Origin of the sequence: Trichlorobacter sp. (genome assembly GCF_030247655.1) — a bacterium.
In the GTDB taxonomy this organism is placed as follows: domain Bacteria; phylum Desulfobacterota; class Desulfuromonadia; order Geobacterales; family Pseudopelobacteraceae; genus Trichlorobacter.
On sequence record NZ_JAOTRZ010000038.1, the window covers coordinates 1 to 20,784 of the forward strand.

Here is a 20,784-nt window from a genome sequence, read left to right on the forward strand (position 1 = left end):
GGCATGGTCTATGATCTTTGGTAACGATAATCCGTTGGTGCTGGAGATCGGCTGTGGCATTGGCGATTTTGTGGTTGCCATGGCAACCCGCCACCCGGAGCTTAATTTTATCGCCCTGGATTTCTACAACAAGGGCTGCCTGAAGAGCTGCAAGCGGGCAGAACGGGCAGAGCTGACCAATGTCAGGATTGTGCGGGATGAGGCCCGTACGTTTATTCGACGCTGCCTGCCTTTGGCTTCTTTGCAGGCGGTGTTTATCAACTGCCCGGATCCTTGGCCGAAACGCTGTCAGCGTAAGCGGCGACTGGTGAATCAGGAGTTTGTCAGCTTTATGGAACCGTATCTAAAACCTGGGGCACTCTTTCATTTTGCCACAGATTTTGATGATTACGGGGTTGATGTGGCCAACCTGCTGCGCCGACAGACGGGATTTGAAAATCTGCTGGCACCTGATCACTGGCGTCATGATCTGGAGGGGTTTCCCCGTACCAAGTATATGCTGAAGTTTATGACTGAAGGTAAAGAGATCTATTTTGTGCAGTATCGTCGACGTGTTGACGGACAGGATCAGGAGGTACAGCCATGTCTGATAACGGCGTGAAGCGGAGTATCAATATATTCAGGCCGCTGCAGGGAACCATGCGGGGTGAGGTGCAGGTGATCGCCCTGTTGCTGGCAGCCTGTCTGCTGGCAGTGGTGGGGACCCAGGTGGGGATATGGGTTTTGGAGGAATCTATTGATGGCTTCTGGCTGACAGAGCTGGTCTTCTTTAATCTGCCGATTCATTTCTGGATTTCAGGACAGTTTCTGCCGTTACTGTTTATTGTGCTGGGGCTGGTCTTCAACCTCTGGATGGATCGCCATGAACTGCGGCGGATGGAGGGAACCATTCGCTTCAGGGCGACCGGTCGCAAAAAAGGGGAGGTGCCCTGATGGTGGCTAAAGGCGTACAGTTTATACCACTTCTGATGGTTGCCGGGATGTTCCTGCTCTTTATTGTCAGCGGTCTGGGCAGCAAGATGCGTCAGACCAGTGATTATGGCTTTTCGGGCAGCTACAGTGGTCGGGTTGGCAGTGGGGCAGCCATTGCCAGCAACTGGATGAGCGCTGCCAGTATCCTGGGGCTGGCCGGACTTTTCTATCTGAAAGGCTATTATGCCATGGCCTTTGTGATTGGCTGGACCGGCGGCTATGTGCTGCTGCTGGTGCTAATGGCAACCCAGATCCGGCGCTTTGGCAAGTTTACCGCCCCTGATTTTGTCGGTTTCCGTTATGAGTCAGCCACTGCCCGTACCCTGGTAGCCCTGATTTCAATCGTTATATCAGTCATCTATTGTGTAGCCCAGTTCAGGGGGATCGCTTTGCTGGTCTCCTGGCTCTTTGGGCTGCAATACAAGGAAGCGGTCCTGACCGGCGCTGCCCTGCTGGTTGCCTTTGTGGTGGTTTCCGGCACTCTGGGGGTAATCAGAAACCAGCGTCTGCAGTATTTTGTGCTGATCACTGCTTTTGTGCTGCCGTTGATGTTTATCAACCGTAAGTTGGGTTATTTCTGGGTGTTACCGCAGTTCGGCTACGGCGAGGCAATTACAACACTGCAGGAACAGTTTGGTTTTTTCTGGTCAGAGCCGTTTGCCTCCATTTCACTTTTTCAATGGCTGGCACTTTGTTTTACCCTTATGTTTGGCACCGCCGGACTGCCCCATGTACTTTCCCGCTTTTATCTGGCTCCCAGTATGCGTGATGCCCGTTGGGGGGTGGTCTGGGGCCTGTTTTTTATCTCACTTATCTACTGGTCTGCCCCGGCCTACGGGGTGCTGGCCCGCCTGTTTGATGCCCGGGCCGGTAATGCCTTTAAACTTCCTGATCCAGCCCAGGCCGATCTGGTGACCCTGACTGCTGTTACTCAGGCCGGTCTGCCGGTCTGGGTGGTGGGGTTGCTGGTGGCCGGCGGTATGGCTGCGGCCTTTTATGCTGCTGGCGGTCTGTTGCAGTCCGGTGCTGCTGCCTTTGCCTATGACATCTACCCCCGTCTGATCCGTCCTGGCGCAACGGATAGCGATAAGGTGACCGTGGCCAAAGGGGTTTTTCTGGTTCTGGCCGGGATTGTGATGGCATTTTCCCTGAACCAGGTGGGGTTAATTGCCGAGATCGCTGCGGTAGCCTTTGCCCTGGCCGGTAATACAATTTTTCCTGCCTTTCTGCTGGGGATCTGGTGGAGTCGTACCAATGCTGCCGGTGTGGTGACCGGTATGCTGATTGGCGTCCTGATTACGTTTTCATCATTATTACTGGGGGATCTGGTCCCGCTGGTGAAAGTGATTTTCCCCCTGACCTCATCGGCCTTTATCGGTGCACCAGTTGTTGCTCTGGTGATGATTGTGGTTTCGCTGCTTACCCGTCCCCCTTCAGATGAGATGGTGGCCTTCCTGATTCGCGATGTTCACGACACGGGAGGGAAGTAATGGCACTGCTGCTTGCAAAGGGTGAAGATTTTGCTTCCTGGCGCGGGGTGGAGGAGTTTGCGGTTGCCTATCGTGAGGCCGCGGTCAGGCTGGCAACCCGGAAACATCCGGGAGGGATCGCTCATCTGCTGGAATTGATGGAAGATCTGATAGCCGTTGTGGATCAGGAAAATAGTGCCATGCAGCAAGAGCTTGATCGATTGGTGGATGAGTTGGCCCATGCCTCTGAGCAGGGGCAGCTGCGTAGCTTGCTGGTCGGCTTTTATGATCGTGCCTATCACCATTTTGCCCGTTTTGGTTCGCCGGTTGCGCTGTTTCGTATGAGCGAGACCTTCCTGCAGGCCTTGGCAGATTGTTGCCTGCGCTTGGCACAGCAGCAGATAGAAGAGCCTTTGCCGCCTGTTGCGTTGATTCTTATGGGGCCGGCGGGTCGCCGTGAAGCAACCCGTTTTTGTCGGGTGCAGCTGGCGTTGGTCTGGGATGGTGAGGCGTCTGAGGAGCTGATGGTGCAGCTGGGAGAAGAACTGGCTGCCTGGCTGCGGGTCTGTGGCGTTAATCTTGAGGAAACCATCACGCCGCTTAATTCTGACTGGCGTGGCAGTCTGGAGCAATGGCAGGCCCGCCTTGAGACGGCTGCGGCCAGGAACGATCAACGGATGCTGATTGAACTGTTGCGTCTGGCAGACAGAACCGTGCTGGTCAGTGAAGACAGCGTTGCTGACAGGTTTGGCAGTATCTGTCAAACCTACCTTCGTCAGCGGATATTTATTGGTAATCTGGTTGATCGTTGTCTGACACTCTCCAACGGCATCGGCATGATGGGCAGCCTGAAACTTGCAAAGAGCGGCCCCCATCGGGGTGGTTTCTCGTTGCTTGATCACGCCTTTTTACCCCTTGCTGCGGCGGTTGGCGGGCTGTGCCTGATGCACGGGGTAGATCTGGTGGGCACGCCGGAGCGTTTGCGTGGGCTGGTACGGATCAGCAAGCTGGATGTTGATCTGGCAGAGCGGACCCTGCATGCCTGGCACTGTTTCAGTGGACATCGCATCTCTCTTGAACAGTCTGCCATTCCCGGACAGGACTGCCGTGATATTCTGTATCTCCTGCCATCAACCCTGAAGGCTGCAGAGGCTGAACGTCTCAGGATCTCACTGGAAACCGTTGCCGATCTGCAGCGTTATCTGCAGGTGAGTTTTGGTGCCTACACATGAGCACAGGTTTAAAGATATCGCTTTCAAGCGGATCTTTGTTTACCCTGCCAATGCGCCGGGCCTTTGAGCTGTCTGCAGAAGCCGGTTTTGACGGGGTCGAGTTGATCATCAATCAGGACTTTCAGCGAGTGAATCCGGTTAAATTCGTACGTTCTTTGCAGGAAATTGCGCCGATCAACTCCATTCATGCCCCCTTTATGCCGCTGGACGGCTGGGGTGGACCGATCCAGTCGCTGTTTCACAGTATTGAGCTTGCTGCAGATACCGGTATCCCGCTGGTGAATTTCCACCCCCCTTCCTGGATGGGACTGGAGATCGGATTCTGGCGCTGGTTGTATCGAATTCGTGATTTCCAAAAGGAGATCGGCCTTGATGGTGAGGTGCTGGTCACCATAGAAAATATGCCCTGTGTCGGTCGTTTTAAACTGAATCCCAATATCCTCTCTGCAACCGGGGATATGATTAACTTTATTCGTGATCACAATCTTTTTCTTACCTTTGATACCACCCATATGGGCTCGGGTAAGGCTAACTTTATCAACGACTTTTATCTGTTTTACGAATCAGGCCGGATTCGTAATATTCACTTCTCTGACTATGGTTTTGATAGGGAACACCTGATCCCTGGCCATGGACGCCTGCCCCTGACCCGCTTTCTGAACCACTTGAAAAATACTGATTACAATGGCTGTGTCACCCTTGAAGTCAGTCCCCACGAGTTTCCCAAAAATGAAGAGGTCATCCTGCAGAGTCTGAAAGAACTGCAGACCTACATGCGGGTTGAAACCGGGATGCTGCCGGTTGAGGCGATGGAGGATTTTGAGATGCCACCTGTCGATATTGACGAGGGAGATGGTAACGGATCTGACCAAGGAGGAACAGGGTATGACAGCACCAATAGTACTGGTTGAGATTACGGATGGTAGTGCCACCATAACAGTCAATAGGCCGTCCAGCATGAATTCCATGACGCTTGCCACGCTACAGGAGCTGGACAGGGTTGTGCGGGAACTGTCGGGCTCTACGGAGGTGCGGGCGGTCATCATTACCGGAGCAGGTGAAAAGGCCTTCATCGCCGGTGGTGATATCAGTATGTTAAAAAACCTGAGTCCTGTTGAGGCACGGGAATTGGCCCTGCTGGCACATGGAATCTGCAGCGCTATCGAGCAAAGCCCCAAGCCATTTATTGCCGCAGTTAACGGCTATGCCCTGGGGGGCGGTTGTGAGCTTGCCATGAGTTGCGATATCAGGATAGCCGCAGAACATGCCCGATTTGGTCAGCCAGAGATCAACATCGGTACCCTGCCCGGTTTCGGCGGCTCGCAACGCCTGCCCCGGTTGGTGGGTAAGGGCAGGGCACTTGAGATGATCCTGACTGGTGATATGATTGATGCTCAGGAGGCGTGGCGGATCGGCTTGGTGAACAAGGTCGTACCTCAGGCTGAGCTGATGAACGCGGCCAGATCCCTTGCAACAAAGTTGGCAGCCAAAAGTCAGATGGCGCTTAAACTCTGTAAAGAAGTGGTGGTAAATGGTCTGGAGATGGACCTTAAGCGGGCCTGCATCTACGAGGCGGATCTGTTTGCCTTGAGCTTTGCTACTGTAGATCAACAGGAAGGGATGACCGCCTTTCTGGAAAAGCGTGCACCGGTTTTCAGTGATCGCTAATCTGCTTGCGCAAGAGGCCAAGGCCTGGAGAGGACAAACAAAATGAGATCTGTTTTTTATACCCTGATGATCGGACTGGCAATTTTGTGTGGCCTGGTGACAACCTCTTCTGCAGCCGAGTGGCAACTGAAGGAGATGGGGATTGGCGTCTATGATGAGTCCCAAGGGTATGACACGGTGCTCACAGTGCTCCAGCGGGGTGAACGGTGGTCGCAGAAACAGTTGTATGAACAGGGCTGCTTTGCCAACGGTACTAAAAAATTTGGTGCCTGGCTGGTGGGTCCCCCGGTGGACAGCTACCTGAACCGTTTCGGAATGCCACAGTTTGGCTATAAATACCGTCTGACCGAGCCCTCCGGTAAAAGCAGCATGTTTGGGCCCCATGGTTTTTATAAACCAGGGTTTACCACTGTTTTCATCAATGCCGGTGGTCAGACCGGCTCCTGGAAGATCGAGTTTTATATCTGGAATCGTGACACCGGCGCAGAAACCTTGGTGGACAGCAGGGCGTTCGTCATAGAACCGTAAGCTTGTTTTGTCTCATGCCGGATACCAGGGGGGTGTATGGCTGGTTATAACTCAGTTACAGAGGGGCTTGTGAAAACATGTCCTTCCTCGTTAAGGCTCTTTTTGAACCGCTTTATACCGGCTTCACTGGTCTATATCAGCAGTATGCTGTTTCTTTTTCAGGTCGATGACCGCGCCCATAAAACCTTTTTGACCCAGATCGGTGTGAAAGCCGACTCTCAACTCCTCAGTCAACTACATGAGCATCTGCTGGGCTCACTGGTTCCTGTTGGCATCATCCTGTTTGTGGTTATGTCAGGAGTTTGCCTGCTGTTTGCCATTAAGCGCAAACAGCAGCTATGCAGCGATGCAGCGCTACAGGATCAACTCTACAAGACCCAGCTGTTGCTTGATTCAACCCAGGAAGGGATCTACGGCACCGACTACCAGGGGTGCTGTACTTTGGCCAATAAGGCCTGCGCCAGAATGCTGGGCTTTGACAGTCCAGAGCAGTTGCTGGGTCAACAGATGCATAACCTGATGCACCACACCAGAGCGGACGGCAGCCACTATCCGGCTGAGGAGTGTACAGCCCACCGGATGAGTGAAACCGGCGTGGTCAACGTGATTGAGAACGAGGTGTTTTGGCGCAGGGATGGCAGTTCCTTTCCGGTATCCTACAGTGTGCTGCCGATGCGGGATGGCCAGCAGTCGGTTGGTATGGTCTGTAGCTTCATGGATATAACGGAGAAACTACAGATAGAGGAACAGTTACGCCAGGCCCAGAAAATGGAGGCGGTGGGGCAGCTTTCAGGCGGTATCGCCCACGACTTCAATAACATACTTCAGATTGTATCCAACAATACAAGACTTGCTATGGAGCGTTTTGACAAGACGGATTCACTCTATGACAGCCTGCTGGAGATGATTACTGCAGTGGAGCGTGGTTCGAATCTGACCCGCAGCATGCTGGCCTTCAGCCGCAAGCAGTTTATGCGGATGAAACCACTGGAGCTGAACCGAATGCTGACGGATGCCTTGCTGCTGGGCCGGAAATTGTTGCCCAAAACGATTCAGCTTGAGTTTATCCCCTGTGAGGAACCGCTACATGTTACAGCTGACAGTACCTTGCTGCAGCAGGTGCTGTTCAATCTTCTGACCAATGCCCGTGATGCCATGCCTGCCGGTGGAACCATTACGGTTGCGACCAAAAAGGTACTGGTTCCTGATCAGGAGTTGTTGAGACTCCATAACTCTTCACACCGTGGGCCTTTTGCCCGCTTGCTGGTGACAGATCAAGGAAACGGTATTCCAGAAGAGATCCGTCAGAAGATATTTGATCCGTTTTTTACCACCAAAGAGGTGGGGCAGGGGACCGGGTTGGGACTCTCAATGGCCTTTGGCACCCTGCAGCAGCATGGGGGCTTTGTTTCCATAGCCTCATCCTCAGACGAAGGCACGACCATTGCTGTTTGTTTGCCGATTCAAGAGCCCGGTTCCTCTTGATCAGTATGTTGTCTCCAACCGAATATCCCCCTGCATGATTCCTTCATACAGCAGCAGTCTTTCCACTTGTATTGTATATCATAATATTATCAGTATTTTATCGCACCAAACTGGTCTGATTTACCAGTTTGGTGCATAGCAAAGCAATACTCCTCAACGGATCATTGTTGCCTGCCTGTCTTGGTACCACCATAATTAATTGTAGTAATATTAGCTGATTGCAATCAAGTGTTGCAAGTGCCCAGAAATTGGCACTGTCTGTGCTTACTAGAACAACAAGCAGTAACTGATGCAGTAAAAGGAGGATGTCATGAAAGCAACAATCATCAAAATGATCATAGCGCTGATCGGCGCAGGTGCAGCAGCAGCTTTTGCAGCAACAACCGGTGCAGGCGCTGAAGAGAACGGCCTGCTGATCTGGGCCTTCATAGGCTTTGGTGTCATGGTGATCATGGTGCAGGCGGTACCGGCCGTGATTCTGTTCGCCTCAATGCTGAAAGGGCTGTTTGCCCACTCAGATAAAGAGATTACCGCTAATAAACACTGAAGGGGCCAGTTATGAACCGGATCTTAATCGCTGAAGAGCACCCTGAATCCCGTAAGGTAATGGCAGACCTCTGTATGGAAGCTGGTTATAACGTGACCGTTACCACCACAGCTGCAGCAGTGCTGCAGGGGATCTTGAAGAAAACAGCACAAGTTATCTTGTTGGGGAGCAGCTTTGATGAACTGGCAGCAACAGATTTGATTCCGCTCTTTAAAAAGTGCTGCCGAAACCTGACCATCATACTGGTGTCAAATGAGGCTTCATTGCCGGTGATTCGCAAGATGCGTAACGAAGGGATTTTTTATCACCTGCTCAGGCCGGTGCTGCCGGAGGACAGGGAAGAGTTGAAGCAGGTCATCAACTGTGCCTTACACCAACCAAAGCGTTGTTACTGCTAATTGAAAAGGAGAAATGCCATGAAATCAACTGCAACTATCATCAACACCGTAACCCTGCTGCTTGCAAGCCTGACAACCGCCTTCGCCTCTGCCGGTCATGGAGATGTGGTCGATACGAGCCTGACCTATAACAGCGGCATTCTGGTTCTGGCCTTTGCCGGATTTCTGGCCCTGGTGGTTGTTGTTCAAACGATTCCAGCCGTCATTAGCCTGTACGGCATGATCAAGGGAGCAGCTGAAGCAGTTAAAAACAAGGAAGTTACCTCAACCAATAAGTAGTTAACCGATAGGAGGATACCACCATGTCAGCACTTTTCGATAGTATAGGCCATGTTAAATCTATCTACACCATGGTTGATTTTTACCAGTACATCAAGACCGTTGAGTACCTGATCTGTATTGCCTTCTTTGTCGGCTTTCCCATGTTCTACCGGTACATGATGAGCGGCAAAAACAGCAAACAGGAAACAGCACACTGATGTAGAACAGATAATTCCTCGCTTGGCAGGGTGTTTGAGGTAGAAGGCACTCTGCCAAGCGGTTTTTTCCGAGCAGTCTATTTCTGCAGGGTAACCCCCCCAAAGTAACCAACTCATGACCATAATCAAAACAGCTATACCCTACTATGGCTCCCTTACCTACGCAGGCAAAGGGTTTGAGCGGATCTTTTTTTTGCTGGAGTATGACGACAGAAGTGGAAATACCAGCAATGTCAATATGGGGGTCTGGGATGCCAGCGAACAGCCTCTTTTGGCTGCATGGCTGATTTCGCTGAATGTGAAGCAGCTTGTCTGTACACATATGCCTGAAAAAGAGATTAAGGAATCAATGCTGAAATCAGGGATCTGTGTGATGAACGCTTCAGATGAATCTGCAAGCAAAATCCTCTCAACACTCTGCCTGATCTGATTTTTTTCGAGATGATCAGGACTCAGAGGGACATTGCGGTGGTTGCTGGACTGGTTGGGTGCTAAAGATGTGATTGTTTTAGTTCTCAGAAAGGTTGATTCGCATATAATCAGATGGGGGTTGGTATATTCCGGCCCCCTTTGAGTTTGCGGTTTACTGTTTTGTAGAGCTTTGGCATACTGTGTCACATTAAAATGTATTCATGCTTCAAACTTGAACCTGTGTGGGGGGATGCCATGACCGTACGTGAAGAGTTGCAGGCTGTTGCGTGTGAGCAAAACCGTGATGCTGAACTGCCTGACAGTCTTCTGGCAGAGATTCTTGCCGTTGCTGAAACGGCAGCCCTGCCGGAGCATGAACCGGAACTGAAAAAGCTGATTGGTCAGCTACGCAATTTTGACCTGTATGCCGGTACCGGTTGTTTCAGTGAGACCTGCAGTGTTAAGGATATTTCAGAAACCCTGAAGCGTATTTCAAATCCATGAGGTGATTAAACCATGCAGATCACTATTCCCGGCATCGGATCCATTGAGCTGAAACATCTGGTCTTTGACTATAACGGCACCATTGCCCGTGACGGACTGGTGATGTCCAATCTTGATAAGACCATTACAGACCTGGCAGGCAAGATTACTGTTCATATCCTTACTGCGGATAGTGGCGGCACGGTAGCGCAGGAGGTTGGTGGATTACCCTGCACGCTGCATATCATTGCAAGCGGAAATGAAGCGGAGCAGAAGGAAGCCTATGTCCAGGCGTTAGGTGCTGATTCTGTCGTATCTATTGGAAATGGGGCCAATGACCGGCTCATGCTGAAGGCAGCCCGGCTTGGTATTGCGGTTCTGGAAGGTGAAGGCAGTGCTGTCAGCGCCATTCTGCAGGCGGATATCGTTGCCCGAAGCATCTATGATGCCCTGGGCCTGCTGATGGTGCCTCAGCGGATTTCGGCTACATTGCGCTCATAACATCTGCAAAAGGAGGGATTTCTCATGCAACGTCAGCTGGTACTCGTCAGCGCAGCAGCCATGATGCTCATTATCGCCTGTGCAGTGGCTTTTGCCGCTTCCCCGTCTTCTTCAAGCGTCTTTCCGGTTGATCGGGATCTGTTTAAATTTTACCCGTCTTTAATGGTGTATGAGAAGACAAAGGCCGGCTTTACCGAGCCGGAAACCTGTGCCGGCTGTCACCAGCAGCAGTATGAAGAATGGCATGGCTCACTGCACAGCCTGGCCTTTGTTGATCCGGTTTATCAGGGAGAAATGAACAAGGCGGTTAAGGCCGTGGGTCCGTCGATTGGGCGCCACTGCTCCAGCTGTCACACGCCAGCAGCAACCGTTACCGGAGAGGTAAGCGGACCAGGCCTCAAGGGGCTGTCTCCTGTTGCCAAGGCAGGAGTCTCCTGTGATATCTGCCACTCAGTCAGCGCGCTGAACCACTGCAAAACACCCAGTAAAGAACCTGAAAACGGTTCGCTGGTTCTACGCCCCGGCGAGGATGGCAAGGACAGCCCGGTTCTGGTCAAGCGTGGTCCTCACGCATCTGCAGAGGGTTGCGGCGGCGGCTTTCATGAATGTAAACAAACCGATTTCCACGCCAAGGGTGATCTGTGCGCCTCCTGCCATCAGGTGTATCACTATGACAAGCACTATCCGCTGGAGGCAACCTACCTTGAGTGGAAACATAGCCCTTACGCCCAGAAAGACATCCATTGCCAAGACTGTCACATGGTCGACCACGACACCTTTGTTCGAGCAGCCGACAGCATGACCAAGCCCCAGCGCAAGGAGTATCGTCATTATTTTAACGGTGCTAACTATTTGCTCTACTTCTTGTCTGCCGAGGCGGCTAAAAAATCTGGTGACAAGCAGCAGTCTGTGCGTTTGATGAAGCAGTACGAGATGGCGGTTAAACGACTTCAGAAAGCAGCAGAACTAGAAATAACTCCTGATTATCGTAACGGGCGACTGTCAGAGGTAAAGGTGCGGGTCAAGAATATTCGTGCCGGACACAACCTGCCGACATCGCTGACCAATGTCCGCCAGATGTGGCTTGAAGTCCGTGCAACCGACGAGAAAGGCAAGGTAGTCATAGCAAACGGCAGTCTGAACAAAGACGGATCGCTGCCGTCAAATGTGCGTAAATTCAATTCTGACGGCATGGGTAGCGACATGCACTTTGCTATAGATCCTTGGGTGGTCACCGCCTTCTCAAGCCACGAAACCATTCCACCCAAAGGATTTAAAGATGCCTGGTTTGGCGTGCAGCTGCCCGGGGAAAGCAAACAGATAACAATTGAGGTTAAGCTGCGTTACCGTCAGGCAGACCAGCAGGTGGCTGAGAAGCTGCTCAAGGCAGTACCTGATGATATTAATCTGGCCCGGGATTATGGTGTCACACAGATACCGGTCTTGCCTGTGGTGGATATGGTTTCCCTGAAAAAGGTCGTTGCTGTCCGACAGTAAAATCTGCCAGCGGCCCTTCGCTGTTAAGCCTCTCCCTGTTTTCCCGGGGGGAGGCTTTTGTATTCCACCAACAGCCTATATGAGTCATTGCCTGTTTTATACACCATATCCTTCGTATGAAAAATTCATACACTTTAGTATTGTCAAGTAATAATAAGTAGTTAGTTAGACGAAAAGAGAGATTGACTGGCCTGTAACTGCTTTGATGTATCAATGATGTATACAGTATACACAAATCAAAACTATGTTTTGGATATATGAGACGACATTAATTATCCAGCTATACCAGCAGGTTAGTAGCTAACTTTGTGCTCGATCCAAGACTGGCACGATGCGTGCTCTATGTTAAGTGTATTTTAATGATTCTTGAGAGACTTCCGGAGAGCAAATATGAAAACAGCCTTGAAAATACTGGTCCCGATAGTTACCGGCAGTGCGACTGCAGCATGTGCCGCCGCAAGCGGTGCAGAGCAGGGCGGCAACGGCATGCTGGTCTGGTTTTTCATCGGTTTCGCCGTAATGGTTGTCCTGTTTCAGGCAACCCCGGCCGTTGTGGTGTTTGCATCGATGATGAAAGGGCTGTTTTCCAGTAATCCGGCTGAGGCTTCCTTCTCTCCGTTCAAGGGAAAAGGCAATAAGTAAGCTTTTCTCCAGAAAACAGAGGTAACCGCTATGCAAGGTGTGCTGATAGCAGACGAAAATGTTGAATCCCGCAAGGTGCTGGCCGACCTCTGTATTGAGGCTGGCTATAACGTGATGGTGACCACCTCGGCAGCCAACGTACTGCACGGTATTTTAAAGAAGTCTGCCCAGGTGGTGTTGTTAAGCAGTGAATTTGATGAGCTGGCAGCAGCAGAGTTGATCCCGTTGCTGAAGAAGTGCAGCCGTGACCTGACCATTATTCTTGTCTCAGACGAGACCTCGTTGCCGGTCATCCGCAAGATGCGCAAGGAAGGGATCTTTTATCATTCCTTGAAGCCGATTGATCCGTCAGACCGGGAAGAGCTGCGTCAGGCTGTGGCCTGTGCTTTTGAGAATATGAAAAACTCATAACACGGGAACCTTGTAGAGCAAATACAGCCGATCATCAATCGGCACAGATAAAAGGAGGATAGGATCATGACGGAGTTATTCAGTGCAATTGGACATGTCAAATCGATTTACACGCTGGTGGATTTTTACCAGTACATCAAAACGGTTGAATACCTGATCTGTATTGCGTTCTTTGTCGGTTTTCCGATGTTCTACCGGTACATGATGAGCGGCAAGAGCAGCACGCAGGAAGCAACCCACTAGGAACATCAGGTTTCTGCACTTACTACCGGTATCCAGAACGATACCGGCCATCTTTTACAAGGAGAGGGCTATGCATGCAGTAAAGCGACAGATGATCCTGGGAGTGACAGGCATACTTATGATGCTGGTATCCAGTGTCTGCTTCGGAGCCGGTATTCCGGACAAGGTTACCATCAACTCAATTCAGAAGTACTACGCCCCGGTCAGTTTCAATCACGCAGCGCACATCAACAAGCTGAAAGATTGTGGTCTGTGTCATCACCACACCACCGGTGCACAAGTCACCGATCCCAACTGTGCCCGTTGCCACAAGAACAGTGGCGCCCAGGCAACCGTCAGCTGTAAGGGATGCCACACCGCAGAGCCGTTTACTCCTGAGGCACTCAAACAACAGCGTGATCAGCAGCCACCGATCTACCACCGTGACAAGCCCGGTCTGAAAGCTGCCTACCATATCAGTTGTCTGGGATGCCACGAGAAGATGCATGGACCAACCGGCTGTCAGGATTGCCACAAGCGCAATGATGGTGGAGATGCCATCTTCAAGTCCGGCAAATACGCCCCCAAGGCACCTGCCAAGCCAAAGGCAGCACACCACTGAACTGATATCCACGGGAAGGAGAACGTGTACCATGATTGAACGTAGAGATTTTCTGAAAGGGTGTCTGGCCTGCGGTGTAACCGCTGCAACAGTGTCTGTTGCCAGCGGAAAGGCGATGGCAGCCGGTTCATTTGAAGGATACCCGGATGCAATGGGGGTGTTGGTTGACCTAACCCGTTGTGTTGGCTGCCGTAGTTGCGAGGTTGCCTGTAATAATGAGCAGAAACTGCCGGAGCCGGACGAGGCATTTGATGATATGTCTGTATTCAAAGACAAGCGCCGTACAACAGAAAAAGCCTATACCGTTGTCAATAAGTACCAGGTGGCAACAGAAGAGACCCTGTTCCGCAAGATTCAGTGCAACCACTGTACTGAGCCGGCCTGTCTCAGCTCCTGCTTTGTTAACGCCTACACCAAGACCAAGGAAGGTGCCGTTATTTACGACGCCAGCGTCTGTGTTGGCTGCCGTAACTGCATGATCGCCTGTCCCTTCAACATTCCGGCTTACAGTTATTCCAGTCCGATCAACCCGTTGGTTAAGAAATGCATCTTCTGCTACGACACCAGGGTGAAGGACGGCAAACCACCGGCATGTGTCGAGATCTGCCCACAGCAGGTCATGACCTTTGGCCGCAGGGCTGACTTGATCAAGCTGGGACATGATCGGATTCAGGCTAATCCCGCTAAGTACGTGGACAAGCTGTATGGTGAAAAGGCCGTTGGCGGCACCAGCTGGATGTACCTGAGCAGTGTTGATTTTGATAAGGTTGGTATGGATGGTCATATCCAGAATGAGCCGATCATCTCCAACGTTAAAGATTTTCTAGGATTTGTGCCGATGGTTTTGACCATCTGGCCAGCCCTGTTTACCGGCGTTCACCTGCTGGCAACCAGAAATAAGGGCGGCCACCATGACCATGAGGAGGGAGATCACCAATGAAACAGTTTCTGACACGTAATCCCGGTACGCAGATCATTGATAGTCTGCGTAAGGATAATGATAAGGGTCGTCCCTGGACCCTGATGGAAAAGATTTTTCTTGGCCTGAATCCGCAACAGTACCTTTCTCAGGCCATGAGCAACCCGCTGAACTGGATATTTGCTGCAATACTTCTGGTTGGTGTTCCGTTCATTATAGCTCGTTTTATTTTTGGTCTTTCATGGGCTGTCGGCGACCCCTATGACAACGCATGGGGCCTGTTTTTGGGGTTCGGTTTGTTCGGCATGGTGCCGCTCTCCTCATCCGGATTCCAGCTGGGTTCAGCGGTTGAGGTGTTTGGTCGCCATGACTTTGAACCGATCGAACGACTGGGCATCCTGAACGGTATTCTGGGTTACTTCTTTGCCGTTATCTTTCTGATGTGTGACCTTGGGCAGCCATGGCGTCTGATCTATCCGATGTTTGTCTCCTGGGGGCCTGAGGCAGTACTGTTCCTGGTGGCCTGGCACGTTGCCACCTATCTGTCCGTGCAGGCTGCCGAGACCTCAACCGCCTTCTTTGAGTGGATGGGCTGGCCGGCAGGCAAGACCTTTGTGAAAAAGATGGCCCTTGGTCTGGCAGTATCGGGTATCATCCTTTCTACGCTGCACCAGGGCGCACTGGGCGCTCTGTCCACCTATGCACCGGGCAAGATTCATCCACTCTGGTACTCGTCATCCTTCCAGTGGCTGTATTTCTTTGTCTCCTCACTGCCTGGCGGTCTCTGCATGGTGATCGTGGTCAGTACCATTGCTGTGAAGACTATGGGCTGGCGTTGTGACGGAACCTTCAAAAACAGCTTGAGCAAGCTGCAGATCGCTTTGGCCAAAGGTGCCTCCATGGGCCTGGTCACCTATCTGGTCATCCGCCTGATCGGTGTTGCCCATGACAACAAATGGGCCTATCTGGGAACCGGTTGGGGCGCTTGGTGGATGTTTGAAATCGGTTTTGGTGTGATTCTTTCCTTGCTGCTCTTGACCGCAGGTATCAGAAATAACAGTGTGACCTTGGTTCGGATGGGCGCATGGACCACCATTATCGGTGTTGTTCTGAACCGTCTGAACGTCTATATGTTCACCTTTAACTGGCAGAAAGGTCATGTCCATATACCACCATTTCGCGAGATCATGATTGCGGTGACGGTCTATACAATCTACATCATCACCTATCGTGCAATTCTCTATCGCTGGCCGATCCTGTTTAAATGGAAGACACGCTACAGCGAGTATGCAGTGCTTGAGCCCACGCCGGTAGCCATTGCTGAGGCCGAAGCTGCAGGTAGCAAGTAATACAACCGACCATCCCTCTGTCTGACACAACGCAGACAGAGGGATTCAGGAGATCGTTATGAAACGCGCCCTAACACTCGCGCTGGCAGGATTGGTCGGCCTGATCGCCTCCCAGGCCGGTGCGATAGATTTGAAAGAGATCAGTTACGACACAAAAGGTGCTGGCAAGGTGGTATTCAGCCATAACAAGCACCTCTCAAAGAAGTCTGCTCGCGGTAATGCTGCCTTCAGTTGCGCCACCTGTCACACCGGCAACAAGAGCAAAAAGCATTACACCATGGCTGATATGTACAAAGGTCAGTCCTGTGGTGCCTGTCACAACGGCAAGCAGGCCTTTGATGCCCATGAGTGCAGTAAATGTCACCAGGTAAAAGAGATTGTGTATCAGGTTAAAGAAACTGGACCGACCCCTTTCAGTCATGCCAAGCACCTGGCCAAGGTGAAGGATTGTGCGACCTGCCATACCAAGCTGTACAAGACCGGCAAGAACCCCACGGTCAGTATGGCAGAGATGGAAAAGGGTAAATCCTGTGGTTTCTGTCACAACGGCAAAAAGGCCTTTGGGGTAGACAAGTGCAGCAAATGCCACAAGAGTCCGGAATTGACCTACACAACAGCACCGGTGCCCAAGGCAACCTTCAGCCACTCTTTCCATACCTCGGCCTATAGTTGCAAAGATTGCCACAACACCATTGTGAAGCCGGATATGAAGAAGAACAAGCGGGTCAGTATGGCAGAGATGGAAAAGGGCCAGTCCTGTGGCGCCTGTCATGACGGTAAGGTTGCCTTTTCAGTCAAGGGTGACTGCGCCAAGTGTCACACCGGATTCAAGCTGCCTGCAAAAATGACCTTTAAAAATAAAAAGGGAACAATCATAGGCCACTTCAGCCATGAGTTTCATACCGCTGCCTATCAGTGCAATGACTGTCACACCAAGTTGTATCCCTACGGTAACGGGAAACGGATCACCATGAAGCAGATGGAAAGTGGCGCATCATGTGGCGCCTGCCATGACGGGAAGTCGGCATTCTCGGTCAAGGGCGACTGCCTGAAGTGCCATAAGAGCTCCTGAGATGTTATTGGCTGGCAGGGGGACGCGCAAGCCCCCTGCCAGCGATTTTTCTCTGGATTGATGCAGGAGGTACACCATGTTTCAGAGCGTCGCCACTCGTTCCATTATCCCGGTTGGTCTGGCTGTTACCGGATTTGTTGCCATCTGCTGTCTAAGCCTCTACTCGATCATGAAGCAGGACATGATCGATGATGCTGCCCAGAGTGGACGAAACATTGCCAATACCGTTGTTCTTTCTACCCGCTATGCCATGCTGCACAATGATCGCCAGCACCTTGGCAGCATTATCGCCAATATCGGCCAGCATCAGGGGGTTGAACACCTGCGGGTATTTAACCATGATGGGTACATCACCTTTTCCCGGAATCAGTCAGAGATCGGGCAACAGGTTAACAAGAAGGTCGAAGGCTGCAGTGGCTGTCATAGTGGCGAAAAACCGGCTGAACAACTGGCCACGGTAAAACAGACCCGCCGCTTTACCAATGAACGTGGTGTGCAGGTCTTGGCCATGACCCAACCGATCTACAATGAACCTTCCTGTTCAACTACTACCTGCCATTATCATCCTTCCACACAAAAAGTGCTGGGTATGCTGGATATCGGCCTGGACCAAGGACCCCTGCAAAATTCTCTCGCCCTGATGCGCTATCGTATGATAGTGTTTACACTTATGACTTTGGTTCTTACGGTGGGTGGTGTTGCAGCCCTTTTGAACCGTTCATTCTTTGTCCCCTTGAAAAAACTGCTTGCTATAACCAGTGATGAAAAAACGTGTGATTTTGAACAAGAGTTGGAATCAGGCTACGGTGAACTTTCAATTTTGGCCCGTAACTATCAACGGATTGTCGCACGTTTAAATGATACCCGTGAAGCGTTGGCCCGCTGTCGTAGCTGCAGCAAGGAAAAAGATGGGGCTGACAATGGGTAGCTGATGAAGGCAGGGCATTAATCAGCCTGTAGCTACAGGCCGTAAGCGGAGAAGGTACTATACCCATGTCCAACCAGGAAACCGGCAAGGTGCTGTCTCCGGCAGAACAGCGCACAGCACTGCTGGAATCAATACGCAGGTTGCGTACCCGTTCCCATCAGGGACTATGGGCTATCGCTGCTTTTGCCTGTACCAGTATACCGGCCATGCTTAGTGACCGGATCTTCCCCCCCCTTACCCCACAAGTAAAAAAAATGCTGGGCACCCCGCCATCCAGCAACATGATCAGCGCCCTGCTGGTGGTCTATGCCTTTTCCGCCATCCTGCTGGTGCTGGGCAGGATCACCAACGGTTCCCCCAAGATGGTTTCCTTCAGCCATATCGGCTACCTGATCTGCTTCTACGCCTTCTATTATTTTTCAGGTGTGTTGCCGGAGAACTTCTGGGCCGTGCTGGCCACCGGCATGACGATCTTAAGCCTTGAAAGCTACCATATCTGGTCGCTGAGTTCAGCCATGATCAAGGAAGAGGAAGAAACACTTGCCATACTGGAACGGAGAATCGGGCAGGAGAAGTAAATAAAGCTGGTACCGCTGACGGGTGACCAGCCTTAACTCTGTGTGGAAGGCTACTGAACCTCTTTTTTAGGTAGCAGCTCCACTTCATTTCCTTCGGTAGCAGTTTTAAAGTTCTTGATGCTCTTACCCATGGCAGAACCGATCTCCGGCAGCTTCCCTGCTCCAAACACCACCACCACGATCCCCAGTATCACCACCAGTTCAGGCATTCCAAATCCAAACATATTAGATCTCCTCTATGAAGCGTTTATATGGTTTTGACAGTGCAGGCAACGCCGCAGATACAGTAACGACATGCCGTTCATGTGGAAGTAATGGCCGCAGCGCGGGCAGCGCGCCAGGGCAGAGTACAGGGCAGTAATAAACAACACCACCACCCAGATACTGAAGGTGATGGCCATGCTCCTGAAGGTTGGTGAAATCTTGTTGGCTAGCCACATTGCGGGCATATAGGCGATGACCGTTGCGAAAAAATATTTACGCCGTCTGCGGATCTGATCCATGGCTTGCTTGAAGGCTACAGGATCAGGCTGATTGGGCAGCGCGCAGAGGGTTGATGCTGTCGTTGACAGATCTTCAGAATCTGAGGGGCGAGCCAATGCCTCGCCCCCGCTTTTTTGAATGTCAGTCCCGTGCATTGGCCCGTACAGTCTGCTGTTGTCTGCTGGTTTCTTCTGCAGTCTTTTTGATCATGTTGTAAAGGCTGATTACGGCAGGAATGGTTTGTACAACCACTACCAGTGCCAGGAAGCCGGCAAAGGCCAGGACCAGAATACCACTGTTATAGGTCAGGCTGGTATCAACATGGTTGACGTGATCTGCAGAGGCAAATGCGCTACTCATACCAACGACAGACAATGCAAGGGTGGTTAGGGCGGTACGAACAGATTTCATGGCTGCGTTCTCCTTAATGACGGGTAGTTTGGTGTGAATCAGGTTTATTTGTGACCAGTTGCTGATGCGGTGCGGCTGTTTTCAGATGGGCTGAAGACCGCCTTAACCATTGAATAGAGCATAACCATGGCTGGAACGGCTTGTACCATCACGACCAGTACGCCAAAGCCGATAAAGAACCAAATCAGTGGTCCGCCGCCATCCTGCAGTGCGCCGTCTGCTGCAAAAGCTGATGTTGCGCTACCGCCAAGCATCGGGATCAAAAGATTCATAATTCTCGTTTTCATGGCATCCTCCCTGGGATAAGTGCTCTGTTATTTAAGCTATGCTACTTTATTAGCACAGGGCGTGCCAAAATTGTGGTGCAGGCGTTATTATACATAATTACATGTATGTAGCTAATATTATTAGATAGTGCTTTGCCGGGTGGTTTGTGGATGAGTCAATACTGTATGGTTTAAGTATTCGGAGTTGAACGCTGCTGAATTTGAAATTAGCGGTAACTTGCTGTTATTATATCGATTGGCTGTAGTTGCCACAATAAGCTCACTGTATAGCAGATCCATGCACCGTGCATTTTGCTGATCTGGGAAAATCATACAGCGATGCCTGACAGGCCCACCAGATAAAATAAATGGTATTAATTAATTGCATGAAATTGATCTGGTGGAGGATATTGATGGCCAGCTGACCGGTTTTGAATGCAAGTAGTCGCCTAACACAAAGGTAACAGCCCATAAAGATTGGACTGCAGCCTGCCCCATCCCTTCGGCACTGCGGGGCAGGCTGATGATAAAGGTTATCTCCCATCCCAGCTCAGTTGGCATGATGCCGGATAGAATTGTCGGCACCATCAGTCACCAGCAGCAAGGTCAAGTCCGATAAGCAGCCAGGCCTGGTGGTTGACGTCTTCTTGGTTTGGATTACAAGCTCTCCTGTGGCGTACCGTTACAGACGGCCAGATTTATATCAATCACCCTGGTGTAGTAGGAAGAGACATTATAGTGCTGCAATGCAAGCACAATAAAACCGGAAATAAACAGCTCGTTAAACCATTGGGCAAGACCACCCACGACAAAAAATAAAATATAAATCCCAATTCTAAATCCAACCTGGGATTTAGTGTCAGTCGGTTTGGTGCCGTGGAAAAGCCTGCCGACAATAACAGTGAGGGCGCTTACGGTTGAAATCCACAGTAGTGCAACCGCCATAAAGACCGGAGGGACTGTCCCAAGTCGTTGCATCAGGTGCGGAGGTAGTACGGCAGCCAGACTTTGATCCTTATTACAAAGGACAATCACAGTAACTACCAGATAGATAAAAATGCCCCAAAGCCCGCTACGGGATTTTTTATATAAGGTGTCAAGTCCAGGTAAATTAATACTAGTCGGTGTGATTCCGTTTGGCGTGTGTAACATGAGTATGCCTCCTCTAATCTGCGGTATTATGCAGTTCATCGCCCTCATGATGGCTGTCT

The 20,784-nt window shown here is 51.1% G+C and carries 31 protein-coding genes; 25 read left to right on the plus strand and 6 right to left on the minus strand.

Annotation, left to right across the window (positions count from 1 at the left end):
* From trmB to OEL57_RS05485, 25 genes are all read left to right on the plus strand, one after another.
* On the plus strand, positions 1-601 hold a 601-nt coding region (gene trmB, locus OEL57_RS05365), incomplete at its 5' end, for a tRNA (guanosine(46)-N7)-methyltransferase TrmB (RefSeq protein WP_300738154.1).
* The gene (locus OEL57_RS05370) at positions 583-933 is read left to right on the plus strand and encodes a DUF4212 domain-containing protein (protein ID WP_300738157.1); all 351 of its coding nucleotides are present in this window, start codon (positions 583-585) and stop codon (positions 931-933) included. The genes trmB and OEL57_RS05370, both read left to right, overlap by 19 nt.
* Positions 933-2,462, plus strand: coding sequence for a sodium:solute symporter family transporter (locus tag OEL57_RS05375; protein ID WP_300738162.1), 1,530 nt, complete (start codon positions 933-935; stop codon positions 2,460-2,462). Before OEL57_RS05370 ends, OEL57_RS05375 begins: the two co-directional genes overlap by 1 nt.
* Entirely contained in the window at positions 2,462-3,673 is a 1,212-nt protein-coding gene (locus OEL57_RS05380) for a putative nucleotidyltransferase substrate binding domain-containing protein (protein WP_300738164.1), read from the plus strand. The genes OEL57_RS05375 and OEL57_RS05380 overlap by 1 nt, the downstream gene beginning before the upstream one ends.
* The gene (locus OEL57_RS05385) at positions 3,670-4,584 is read left to right on the plus strand and encodes a sugar phosphate isomerase/epimerase family protein (protein ID WP_300738166.1); all 915 of its coding nucleotides are present in this window, start codon (positions 3,670-3,672) and stop codon (positions 4,582-4,584) included. The genes OEL57_RS05380 and OEL57_RS05385 overlap by 4 nt, the downstream gene beginning before the upstream one ends.
* A complete protein-coding gene (locus OEL57_RS05390) occupies positions 4,559-5,341 on the plus strand; it encodes an enoyl-CoA hydratase-related protein (protein WP_300738169.1) in 783 nt (260 codons plus the stop codon). The genes OEL57_RS05385 and OEL57_RS05390 overlap by 26 nt, the downstream gene beginning before the upstream one ends.
* 42 nt (positions 5,342-5,383) lie before the next feature.
* Positions 5,384-5,869, plus strand: coding sequence for a hypothetical protein (locus tag OEL57_RS05395; protein WP_300738172.1), 486 nt, complete (start codon positions 5,384-5,386; stop codon positions 5,867-5,869).
* 36 nt (positions 5,870-5,905) lie between these two features.
* Positions 5,906-7,354, plus strand: a complete 1,449-nt coding sequence (locus tag OEL57_RS05400; RefSeq protein ID WP_300738175.1) for a two-component system sensor histidine kinase NtrB — start codon at positions 5,906-5,908, stop codon at positions 7,352-7,354.
* Positions 7,355-7,664: 310 nt separating this feature from the next.
* Positions 7,665-7,901 (plus strand): hypothetical protein, encoded by a 237-nt coding sequence (locus OEL57_RS05405; protein ID WP_300738178.1) that lies wholly within the window; start codon positions 7,665-7,667, stop codon positions 7,899-7,901.
* A gap of 11 nt (positions 7,902-7,912) precedes the next feature.
* Entirely contained in the window at positions 7,913-8,299 is a 387-nt protein-coding gene (locus OEL57_RS05410) for a response regulator (protein WP_078789806.1), read from the plus strand.
* A gap of 18 nt (positions 8,300-8,317) precedes the next feature.
* Positions 8,318-8,578, plus strand: coding sequence for a hypothetical protein (locus tag OEL57_RS05415; protein ID WP_300738182.1), 261 nt, complete (start codon positions 8,318-8,320; stop codon positions 8,576-8,578).
* A 23-nt stretch (positions 8,579-8,601) separates the two neighbouring features.
* The gene (locus tag OEL57_RS05420; protein ID WP_300738184.1) at positions 8,602-8,778 is read left to right on the plus strand and encodes a hypothetical protein; all 177 of its coding nucleotides are present in this window, start codon (positions 8,602-8,604) and stop codon (positions 8,776-8,778) included.
* 115 nt (positions 8,779-8,893) lie between these two features.
* Positions 8,894-9,208: a hypothetical protein gene (locus OEL57_RS05425; protein WP_300738187.1), complete on the plus strand. Its 315-nt coding sequence runs from the start codon at positions 8,894-8,896 to the stop codon at positions 9,206-9,208.
* 236 nt (positions 9,209-9,444) lie between these two features.
* Positions 9,445-9,693 (plus strand): GSU3529 family protein, encoded by a 249-nt coding sequence (locus OEL57_RS05430; protein ID WP_300738189.1) that lies wholly within the window; start codon positions 9,445-9,447, stop codon positions 9,691-9,693.
* 12 nt (positions 9,694-9,705) lie between these two features.
* Positions 9,706-10,173 carry an HAD family hydrolase gene (locus OEL57_RS05435; protein WP_300738191.1) on the plus strand — a complete coding sequence of 156 codons (468 nt, stop codon included), beginning with the start codon at positions 9,706-9,708 and terminating at the stop codon, positions 10,171-10,173.
* Between the two features lie 24 nt (positions 10,174-10,197).
* Positions 10,198-11,670: a multiheme c-type cytochrome gene (locus OEL57_RS05440; RefSeq protein ID WP_300738194.1), complete on the plus strand. Its 1,473-nt coding sequence runs from the start codon at positions 10,198-10,200 to the stop codon at positions 11,668-11,670.
* Positions 11,671-12,060: 390 nt separating this feature from the next.
* Entirely contained in the window at positions 12,061-12,312 is a 252-nt protein-coding gene (locus tag OEL57_RS05445; RefSeq protein WP_300738196.1) for a hypothetical protein, read from the plus strand.
* A 30-nt stretch (positions 12,313-12,342) separates the two neighbouring features.
* Complete coding sequence (locus OEL57_RS05450) at positions 12,343-12,723, plus strand: response regulator (RefSeq protein WP_300738199.1); 381 nt, start codon at positions 12,343-12,345, stop codon at positions 12,721-12,723.
* 66 nt (positions 12,724-12,789) lie between these two features.
* Positions 12,790-12,966, plus strand: a complete 177-nt coding sequence (locus OEL57_RS05455) for a hypothetical protein (protein WP_300738202.1) — start codon at positions 12,790-12,792, stop codon at positions 12,964-12,966.
* A 70-nt stretch (positions 12,967-13,036) separates the two neighbouring features.
* The gene (locus tag OEL57_RS05460) at positions 13,037-13,567 is read left to right on the plus strand and encodes a cytochrome c3 family protein (RefSeq protein ID WP_300738205.1); all 531 of its coding nucleotides are present in this window, start codon (positions 13,037-13,039) and stop codon (positions 13,565-13,567) included.
* Positions 13,568-13,598: 31 nt separating this feature from the next.
* Positions 13,599-14,507 carry a 4Fe-4S dicluster domain-containing protein gene (locus OEL57_RS05465; RefSeq protein WP_300738209.1) on the plus strand — a complete coding sequence of 303 codons (909 nt, stop codon included), beginning with the start codon at positions 13,599-13,601 and terminating at the stop codon, positions 14,505-14,507.
* Positions 14,504-15,835: a polysulfide reductase gene (locus OEL57_RS05470; RefSeq protein ID WP_300738212.1), complete on the plus strand. Its 1,332-nt coding sequence runs from the start codon at positions 14,504-14,506 to the stop codon at positions 15,833-15,835. Before OEL57_RS05465 ends, OEL57_RS05470 begins: the two co-directional genes overlap by 4 nt.
* Before the next feature lie 58 nt (positions 15,836-15,893).
* On the plus strand, positions 15,894-16,907 hold the full coding sequence (locus tag OEL57_RS05475) for a cytochrome c3 family protein (RefSeq protein ID WP_300738215.1): 1,014 nt from the start codon (positions 15,894-15,896) through the stop codon (positions 16,905-16,907).
* A 76-nt stretch (positions 16,908-16,983) separates the two neighbouring features.
* Positions 16,984-17,835, plus strand: coding sequence for a HAMP domain-containing protein (locus OEL57_RS05480; protein ID WP_300738218.1), 852 nt, complete (start codon positions 16,984-16,986; stop codon positions 17,833-17,835).
* 65 nt (positions 17,836-17,900) lie between these two features.
* Positions 17,901-18,413 carry a menaquinol oxidoreductase gene (locus tag OEL57_RS05485; RefSeq protein ID WP_300738221.1) on the plus strand — a complete coding sequence of 171 codons (513 nt, stop codon included), beginning with the start codon at positions 17,901-17,903 and terminating at the stop codon, positions 18,411-18,413.
* Positions 18,414-18,463: 50 nt separating this feature from the next.
* Here OEL57_RS05485 and tatA read toward each other — a convergent pair whose 3' ends face one another.
* From tatA to OEL57_RS05515, 6 genes are all read right to left on the minus strand, one after another.
* Positions 18,464-18,637, minus strand: coding sequence for a twin-arginine translocase TatA/TatE family subunit (tatA, locus tag OEL57_RS05490; protein ID WP_300738223.1), 174 nt, complete (start codon positions 18,635-18,637; stop codon positions 18,464-18,466).
* Between the two features lie 12 nt (positions 18,638-18,649).
* The gene (locus OEL57_RS05495) at positions 18,650-19,051 is read right to left on the minus strand and encodes a hypothetical protein (protein WP_300738226.1); all 402 of its coding nucleotides are present in this window, start codon (positions 19,049-19,051) and stop codon (positions 18,650-18,652) included.
* Positions 19,038-19,307 (minus strand): hypothetical protein, encoded by a 270-nt coding sequence (locus OEL57_RS05500; RefSeq protein WP_300738229.1) that lies wholly within the window; start codon positions 19,305-19,307, stop codon positions 19,038-19,040. Before OEL57_RS05500 ends, OEL57_RS05495 begins: the two co-directional genes overlap by 14 nt.
* 44 nt (positions 19,308-19,351) lie before the next feature.
* Entirely contained in the window at positions 19,352-19,594 is a 243-nt protein-coding gene (locus tag OEL57_RS05505; RefSeq protein ID WP_300738231.1) for a hypothetical protein, read from the minus strand.
* Positions 19,595-19,951: 357 nt separating this feature from the next.
* Positions 19,952-20,161: a hypothetical protein gene (locus OEL57_RS05510; protein WP_300738233.1), complete on the minus strand. Its 210-nt coding sequence runs from the start codon at positions 20,159-20,161 to the stop codon at positions 19,952-19,954.
* 69 nt (positions 20,162-20,230) lie between these two features.
* Positions 20,231-20,784, minus strand: a 554-nt coding sequence (locus tag OEL57_RS05515; protein WP_300738235.1) for a hypothetical protein, incomplete at its 5' end; no start/stop codon positions are given.